The sequence below is a fragment of the Methylocella sp. genome (genome assembly GCF_044226135.1).
Taxonomy (GTDB): Bacteria; Pseudomonadota; Alphaproteobacteria; order Rhizobiales; family Beijerinckiaceae; genus Methylocapsa.
Genome location: NZ_JBGAHM010000068.1, coordinates 1 through 3014 on the forward strand (window position 1 = coordinate 1; position 3014 = coordinate 3014).

The 3014-nt window shown below is 72.4% G+C and carries 3 protein-coding genes; 1 reads left to right on the top strand and 2 read right to left on the bottom strand.

From position 1 onward, the window contains the following. Positions 1 to 229: 229 nt before the first annotated feature. Together cobU and ACILRB_RS15895 are read right to left on the bottom strand one after the other, a co-directional pair. Positions 230 to 787, bottom strand: coding sequence for a bifunctional adenosylcobinamide kinase/adenosylcobinamide-phosphate guanylyltransferase (gene cobU / locus ACILRB_RS15890; protein ID WP_395667268.1), 558 nt, complete (start codon positions 785 to 787; stop codon positions 230 to 232). Between the two features lie 28 nt (positions 788 to 815). Then, positions 816 to 1250 carry a heme-binding protein gene (locus tag ACILRB_RS15895; protein WP_395667269.1) on the bottom strand — a complete coding sequence of 145 codons (435 nt, stop codon included), beginning with the start codon at positions 1248 to 1250 and terminating at the stop codon, positions 816 to 818. A 199-nt stretch (positions 1251 to 1449) separates the two neighbouring features. Here ACILRB_RS15895 and ACILRB_RS15900 point away from each other — a divergent pair, with 199 nt between their 5' ends. Then, complete coding sequence (locus ACILRB_RS15900) at positions 1450 to 2784, top strand: extracellular solute-binding protein (protein WP_395667270.1); 1335 nt, start codon at positions 1450 to 1452, stop codon at positions 2782 to 2784. Positions 2785 to 3014: the final 230 nt, after the last annotated feature.

A 3014-nucleotide genomic window follows, 5' to 3' on the forward strand; every position in this document is an offset into this window, starting at 1 on the left:
GTCTTTAACTTTTCGTCGGCGCGTTGGCAAATGGGGCGCCGCGCGCTTTCGCCGCGCGTCGGCAGGGGGACGCGGCGCGCCTTCGCCGCGCGTCGGCAAGGGGGACGCGGCGCGCCTTCGCCGCGCGTCGGCAAGGGGGACGCGGCGCGCCTTCGCCGCGCCTCAAAGCCGGCGCCGATGGGCGGGGCGGCGCGCGTCGCCGTTTTGCGCGGAATTTTGAGCGGAATTTTTAAAGGGCGAAGCGCAGCCTCGGGGCGGCGGCGGGCTTCAGCTGGAGCGGCAGCCCGGCGCGCAGCTCGACCGCCGCGTCGCAGGCCTCCGCCAGGCTCTGGTTGAGCCGTCCCTGCGCGTCGCGGAAGGCGCGTCCGAGCGCCGTGCCCGGCACGAGGCCGCAGCCGACCTCGTTTGAAACGAAGATCGCCGGCCCGCTGAGGCGGGCGATCGCCGCGCGCAGCCCGGCGGTCGCGGCCTCGGGGTCTTCTTCGCGCAGCATCAGATTGCTGAGCCAGAGCGTCGCGCAGTCGACGAGCACGACAGCGCCGGGCGACGCCTCGCGTTCGAGCGCCTGCGCGAGGGCGAGCGGCTCCTCGACGAGGCGCCAGAACGCGGCGCGCGCGGCGGCGTGGCGGGCGATGCGCGCCCGCATCTCGTCGTCATGCGCCTCGGCGGTCGCGATCAGGACCGGCGCGAGGCCGCAGCCTTCCGCGAGCCGCTGGGCGTAGCCGCTCTTGCCCGAGCGGGCGCCGCCGAACACGAACAGGCTGCGGACGGGCGTCTCTTCGCTCATTTTGCGCGAGCCGCCCGGCGCGCCGGCGTCACGTGCGCCAGGGATGCTCGGGAAGCTCGCTGACGCCGAGCACGGCGACGCCGGCGGCGGCGACCATATGGTCGTTCTCGACCGAGCTGCCGGAGACGCCGATGGCGCCGACGAGCACGCCCTCCTCGTCGACGATCGGCAGGCCGCCCGGGAAGGTGATGAGCCCGTCGTTGGACTGCTCGATCCCAAACAGCGGCCCGCCCGGCTGGGACAGCTGGCCGACGGAGCCCGTGGGCATGCCGAAATAAAGCGCCGTTTTGGCCTTCTTGATCGAAATGTCGATCGAGCCGACCCAGGCGTCGTCCATGCGGTAGAAGGCCTTGAGATTGGCGCCGGAGTCGACGACGGCGATGCACATTTGCGTCTTGATTTCGACGGCCTTCTTGCGCGCGGCCTCGATTGCGGCTTCGGCATGGGCGATAGTGATATGCATTTCGATGCGTCCTCCGGCGCGGTCTTTTTTTTGCGCAGGTTCCGAAATAGCCTGCTTCCGGAGGCGAGGCTAGAGCGCTTTGCCTCCCGGGCGCGTTGGGCCGCGAAACTACGCGCAATATCAAATTGTTGTGCGCCGGAGCGGCGGGCGCGGCCCGCCGACGTCCGGACGACGGGCCCGCGGCCGGAGCTGAACGCGCATGAACGACATGAAGGCGACCGTGGCGCGGCGCAGGACGGTCTGGCGTTTGGCGGCGCGGCGGTGGAGGGCGAAGGCCCAGGCCGCGCGGGGCCGGGCCATGCGGGCGGGCGGGCAGGTCGCGCGGCTCGCCGCCGCTCTGGCGCTGGGCTGCGCCGCGGCCGCGGCCGCGCCGGAGCGTCTCAACGTGCTCGGCTGGCGCGATTATGTCGAGCCGGCGACGCTCGAAAGCTTCGCCGCCCAGACCGGCGTCGACGTCGTCTATGATTCCTATGACGACGAGGCCGCGATGGAGGCGCGGCTGCGCAGGCCCGGCGACTATGACGTGGTCATCGTTCCGGCCGCGCGCCTCGCGGACCTCGCCGCGGCGGGGCTTTTGCGCCCGCTCGACCTTGCGGCGATCCCTAACGCCGCGGGCCTCGACGCCGCGATTCTGGCGAAGCTCGCCGTGTTGGATCCGGGCCGGCGGCATGGCCTTCCCTATCTCTGGTTCGCGACGGGCCTCGCCTTCGACGCCGCAAGGATCGACCCGGCCAAACCGGACACGATCAGGCCTGACGCGATCAGGCCGGACGGCGCGAAAAGCCCCGGCGGCGCGTCGGGCGTTCTCTCCGCGGGAGCGCCTGCGGGCGCGCCCGCCGCCGGAGCGTTCTCTCCCGGCGCGTTTCCAGCAGCCGCGCCCGCCGGCGACCCGGCCGTTTCATGGGATCTGGCGCTGCGGCCCGACAAACTCGCCCGCTTCGCCGACTGCGGCGTGTCTTCTCCCGACGCGCCCGAGGCGCTGTTCGCGCTCGCCCTGCGCCAGCTCCGGCTCGATCCGTCCTCGACGCGCCCGCTCGACCTCAGGCGCGCGGCCGATCTGCTTGCGCCCCTGCGCCGCGCGGCGCAGCGCACGAAAGGCGACGACGTCGAGGCGGGCCTCGCCAGCGGCGAAATCTGCCTCGCCGTGACGACGAGCCTGACGGCCGCGCGCGCGGCGCGGCGCGCGCGCGAGGGCGAAAGCGGCGCCGACATCCGCTTCGTCGTGCCGCGCGAGGGCGCGCCGATTTTGATCGACGCGCTCGCCGTCCCGGCCGCGGCGCGCCGGCCGCAGACGGCGTTCGCTTTCATCAATTACCTTCTGCGGCCCCAGACGGCCGCCCGCGCGACCAACGCCACGCGGCTCGCCAACGCCGCGCCGGCCTCGCGACAGTGGATCGCGCGCGACGTCGCCGCCGACCAGACGATTTATCCTCCGCCCGAGGCGTCGGCCCGGCTGTTCGCCGCGCCGACGCCAGACGCGGCCGGGCGGCAGGCGATGGCGCGGGAATGGGCGCGGACAGCCGCCGGAAGATAGCGCCTTCCGCCGCCATGCAGTCTCGCCGGTCCGGCTTGCGCGCAGCTTGCGGCGCGCCGCCGCTTTGTCTCCTCGCGGGCGGCGCGGGCGTCGACGCGTGAAAACGACGTTTCATGCGAATTTTTATGTCGGCGCCGTTGACAGGCGCGGCGCGAGGCTCATATAAGCCCAGCAACGAAGCTGAGCGCTGCTTTGAAAGAGGCGGCGCGCATCAGCGTCGTGTTTTTTTT

Excerpts from the sequence above, each read along its gene's own strand:
- cobU (WP_395667268.1), bottom strand. The coding sequence starts at position 787 with ATGAGCGAAGAGACGCCCGTCCGCAGCCTGTTCGTGTTCGGCGGCGCC.
- ACILRB_RS15895 (WP_395667269.1), bottom strand. The coding sequence starts at position 1,250 with ATGCATATCACTATCGCCCATGCCGAAGCCGCAATCGAGGCCGCGCGC.
- ACILRB_RS15900 (WP_395667270.1), top strand. The coding sequence starts at position 1,450 with ATGAACGACATGAAGGCGACCGTGGCGCGGCGCAGGACGGTCTGGCGT.